The 4,470-nt window shown below is 23.6% G+C and carries 5 protein-coding genes; 2 read left to right on the forward strand and 3 right to left on the reverse strand.

The annotated features are described in order from the left end of the window. The first annotated feature begins 363 nt into the window (after positions 1-363). Complete coding sequence (locus FYJ27_RS12445; RefSeq protein ID WP_154485115.1) at positions 364-1,173, forward strand: glycosyltransferase family 2 protein; 810 nt, start codon at positions 364-366, stop codon at positions 1,171-1,173. A gap of 61 nt (positions 1,174-1,234) precedes the next feature. Here the strand turns inward: FYJ27_RS12445 and FYJ27_RS12450 are convergent, their stop codons facing one another. Together FYJ27_RS12450 and FYJ27_RS12455 are read right to left on the reverse strand one after the other, a co-directional pair. Then, positions 1,235-1,924, reverse strand: coding sequence for a polysaccharide deacetylase family protein (locus FYJ27_RS12450; RefSeq protein WP_154485116.1), 690 nt, complete (start codon positions 1,922-1,924; stop codon positions 1,235-1,237). Positions 1,925-1,980: 56 nt separating this feature from the next. Continuing rightward, positions 1,981-2,775 carry a glycosyltransferase family 2 protein gene (locus FYJ27_RS12455; RefSeq protein WP_154485117.1) on the reverse strand — a complete coding sequence of 265 codons (795 nt, stop codon included), beginning with the start codon at positions 2,773-2,775 and terminating at the stop codon, positions 1,981-1,983. 88 nt (positions 2,776-2,863) lie between these two features. On the opposite strand from FYJ27_RS12455, the gene FYJ27_RS12460 reads away from it, so the two are divergent. Then, positions 2,864-3,145, forward strand: coding sequence for a putative Se/S carrier-like protein (locus tag FYJ27_RS12460; protein ID WP_154485118.1), 282 nt, complete (start codon positions 2,864-2,866; stop codon positions 3,143-3,145). On the opposite strand, the gene FYJ27_RS12465 is transcribed toward FYJ27_RS12460, so the two are convergent. After that, positions 3,138-4,259, reverse strand: coding sequence for a hypothetical protein (locus FYJ27_RS12465; protein ID WP_154485119.1), 1,122 nt, complete (start codon positions 4,257-4,259; stop codon positions 3,138-3,140). The genes FYJ27_RS12460 and FYJ27_RS12465 overlap by 8 nt on opposite strands. Positions 4,260-4,470 lie beyond the last annotated feature (211 nt).

Genomic DNA, 4,470 nt, shown 5'->3' on the forward strand with positions numbered 1-4,470 from the left:
AGTAGGCACTAGTTAAAAAACTTAAATTCATCTCCTCAATAATATTGTGCACCAGGAAAACCTCGTCATCCATATCAAAATTATTAGTCAAATCAAAACTAAAAGATAGTTGCATTTTTTTGATTTTTGCTTTATGATTAAATTTAGTATGGTTTTTCATTGCAGATAAATTATACTAAAAAACAGGTCTTAGAGCCAGTGCTCTTTGACCTGTTTTTATTTTATGGGTTGTTTATTTTGAAACAGCCCCTTTTTATATGGGTATTTACTGTTTTAGCTATCACAAAAATTTAGAATGTGCATAAGAATGAAATAGAAATATATACCTGCAAATTGAGCCAATATCATAAGGAAGGGATTAAAATGGTGAATAATAAAAATAATGGACCTGTAAATAAATCATTAGAAGGGGCAATTAAAAAAATTTTTCGAAGGAAAGAAAAAATTAACAAAGGCAAAATACCAATGGAATGTGTACCTGTAAATAAAACTATTAAAAGAAAAACTTCTGATATAGTAAAGCCAGGAGTTTCTATTATAGTTTCTACTAATAGAAAGGATGCATTAAACAATATTTTATCAAATTATATTAGACAAAATTATGGGAAAAAAGAACTTATTATTGTTATAAACAACAATGACATAGAATTAGAAAAATGGAATAAGAAAACAGAGAATATTAAGGGTGTAAAGGTTTTTGAACTTGATGAAAAATTTTCTCTTGGTAGATGTTTGAATTTTGGAATATCAAAATCTAAATATGAATATATAGCTAAATTTGATGATGATGACTATTATGGCCCTAAATATATTGTTGACTCGTTGAAAAAGTTTAAAACTATAAATGAATTGACACTTATGTCGGGACATATGGAAGAAAAATATACAAATTTTGTATCAGGATCTACTATGATCTTTAAAAAAGAAATATTTAATAAAGTTCGATTTTCAGATGTATCTATAGCAGAAGATGTAGAATTTTGTAGAACCTGTCTTAGAAATAGAATAAAGATTTATTCTGGCAATAAGTATCACTATTTATATATAAGAGAGCATTCAGAAAAGGATCATACTTGGCAAATGAAAAACGAAGATATAAGAAAAAAATATTGTAAATATGTAGGGAATTTCCCTGATATCAAAAAAGCTACTGATTATGTATTATCTAATTAATAAAATAAATAGCCCTTCTTAATTTATGCAAATTGAGAAGGGTTAAAATATGTCTAATTCTTTATATTTTTAAGATTTCTCTAAATTCCTCTGTAGACGTTTCTGGATAGATTCCTATTCTTTTTAATTGAAAAACATCATCAAAAGGTTTTATATATCCTTCTATAGTTGAAAAGGCCATTGAAAACCTTACTTCTTTTAATATTTCAATTGTTTCTGAATTATATTGGCCATAAGGATAAGAAAAATATTTTGTATCTAACAATTTCATACTTTTCTTTAAATCTTTAATAATTATATCTTTTGGTCTAGAAATTAAATAGCTATTCATATTGGAATCTAAAAAATGAAGATTGTGGGTGTGGCTAGCAAATTCAAAAATATCTCTGGAATTTTTAATTTGTTTCCAATTTAAAAAGGAATGTTGTAGTGTATTTTTATTTGTTATTAGAAAGACTGCTGCATTTAAATTATATTTTTTTAGTATTGGGTAGGCATATTTATAAGTTTCTTTATATCCGTCATCAAAGGTAAGTAATACAGTCCTTTCTGTAAACTGGGTTTGACCTTTTACATACTGCTCCATTTCTCCTAAGGTAATGGTATTGAATCCTTTATCATGCAAAATTTTCATTTGCTCTTCAAATTTTTCAGTAGAAATAACATAAGGGTTGTTCTTATGTTTAGTTTCAGCTTCTTTAGAAATTTTATGGTACATTAAAGTACAAATCCCATTTCCATGATTTTGCAATTATACTTCTCCTCTCTAAAATAATATATAAAGTTTCTAATTTTAATAATATGTTTTTATTTAAAATTTGTTACATTAATAAATGAATCAAGAATATGAAGAAAATTTTTATCTCTAGAAATTACTTTAGATTTTCTCAATAGATCTTTGTTTTTTATACTCCAAGTATGATTCCAATTAGAATTTCTTATATATAGGTAGTGGAACTTATTAGTAGAATAGATTTTAAATCCTTTATTAATGCAATCTTTACAAAAATACATATCTTCTCCTAAATTTTTATTCCTAAATGAAATTGTATTTAATAAGGATTTTTTGAAAAACATAGTTGCACCTTCTACTCTATAGACATATCTATTATCTTTATTTATATTTTTAAGGGCTAAAATTTTTTCATCTTGGAAGAAAACAAAGGTAGTGGATTTTCCTATTAAATCTGCTTCTGTAAATTTAAAAGCTTTTAATGAATCTGAAGTATATAAAGGCCCATAGTAGTCATCGTTATCAAATTTAGCTATTATATCATAACTACTTTTTTCAACACCATAATTTAGGCACTGACCTAGGGAAATTTTTTCATCTAATTGATAAATATTTATATTTTTATATTTCTGAGTTGCTTTTTTCCATAGGTCAATTTTTAAGTTATTATTGTTCAATATAATTATTAATTCTTTTTTTTCGTGAGTTTGTCTATTGTAGTTATTTAATATATTTTCCATAAAGCCTTTTTTATTTGTACAGCTTATAATAGATACCCCATTGTTTTTAATATCTATATTTTTATAAATATGAGAACTTATTTTTAATTCAGTAGATTTGTTAACAGGGTGTAAAATATTTTTATTCATTTTTCCTCCTTAAATATATGTTTTTAATAAAATTAGAAGTAACTAATATAAAAATTATAAATATATTTATATTAGAGAGGTGAAGTAAATGAGAGAAGAAAAATATTATATAGTTATTCTTGAATCCAAAAATCATGCGGTACAGCTTATTTATATATTAGAAAATTTAGGGTATAAAAGATTTCGGCTTATTTCTGCACCTTGTCAGATTCGAGCTGGTTGCGACTTTGGAATAGAGTTTAAAAACTTAAGTGATTTAAAGATAATTAAGAATGAAACTAATAGATTAAATACAAAGATCAAAGGGATATATAGTATAGAAAGAAAAAATAAAAAGAAAATTATAAGAAAATTGAACCATCTTATTTGAAGAAATTTGATAATTTTGTCATAAGATTATTTTTTTCCTGATCATTATGGCTGTTTTTAAAAGCTTCTTTTAATAGATCTATATCTTTTTCTATGTTATTTATAGTTTCTGATATACTTTTAGTTAACTTATATATTTCTGATATTAAATCTTCTTCAGATTCAGAAATATTGTTTCCTTTTTCAAAGTTAACTTTTTTCTTTTCAGAACTATTTTTTTTGTAAGATTTATCTGAATAGAAAGTTATTTTATCATTTATTTTACAATATAAATGATTTTTTTTACCTATACTATATTCGTCTAAGGAATTAGAAGAATAACTTAATAACCAAAGATCTTTATTTATTTCATAAGAATTTTTAGATTTAAACCATGAAAGCCCATAATCCTTTGAATACAAATAGTGAATTTTATTATTTTTAATAAATATGATTTTTAAGATTCTATTATCTTCAAGTGCTATAGGAATAAAATCTAAATTGCTTATAGTAGGTAATTTTATTTCTTTCCATTTATATCTATCTTGTCCTAGAGGTGCAAATTTTTTATAGTTTAGAATATAGTCTTTAGAATTTAATGAAGACCAGATTATATGTATATTAGATTTTGAATCTACAAATAAATAGGGAAATAAATTATTAACATTAGAAGATGATATTTTTTCAGGAATTTGATTCCATTTTTTTATAAAAGAATTGTAAAATGTATAATACACATGATTTAAACTTTTTTCTTTAGCACTAAAAACCAAATGAATGTTTCCCATATTATCATAATCTATATAGTATGGATTAGGTAATTTTTCAGAAAGGAAAGTATTTACCCTTATTTTAGTCCAATTATTTTTAGTTCCAATTAATTGTTCAATAGTCCAAAGATTTTGATTTATTAAATTAGCATATGTATAGAAAATATTGATTTCGTTGTTTATAATATATATATTTAGATATTTATATATATTAGATTGAGTGTCTAGTTTTTTTATAAAACTTTTTAACCATTTTCTTTCATTATATAAATAATAAATTAAGTTACCATCCTTTAACAGAAAAATTATATGTATCTTATCTTCACTATCAATATTAGCAGCAAAATCTAATACTTCTTCTTGCATTATTGGAGTTTCTTTTGTAAGTATATTATATTCATCATATTTATTTAAAATTAAGTGTTTTTTTTTGTCAATATATATATGATATTAGAGTTTCCCCATTTTTTTAGGAAATTTAAAATTAGTCCTTGTGGATAAGGTAATTGCCAATTATATATCTATCCACAGATTTAAGTTTTTGCATAAAAATAAGTAAAATAGCCCTTTATTTTGA

The organism is Anaerosalibacter bizertensis, from assembly GCF_009696605.1.
GTDB classification, from domain to species: Bacteria; Bacillota; Clostridia; order Tissierellales; family Sporanaerobacteraceae; genus Anaerosalibacter; species Anaerosalibacter bizertensis.

Bases quoted from the DNA above. Each gene is read 5' to 3' on its own strand.
- FYJ27_RS12445 (WP_154485115.1), top strand. From the start codon at position 364: ATGGTGAATAATAAAAATAATGGACCTGTAAATAAATCATTAGAAGGG.
- FYJ27_RS12465 (WP_154485119.1), bottom strand. From the start codon at position 4,259: ATGCAAGAAGAAGTATTAGATTTTGCTGCTAATATTGATAGTGAAGAT.
- FYJ27_RS12460 (WP_154485118.1), top strand. From the start codon at position 2,864: ATGAGAGAAGAAAAATATTATATAGTTATTCTTGAATCCAAAAATCAT.
- FYJ27_RS12455 (WP_154485117.1), bottom strand. From the start codon at position 2,775: ATGAATAAAAATATTTTACACCCTGTTAACAAATCTACTGAATTAAAA.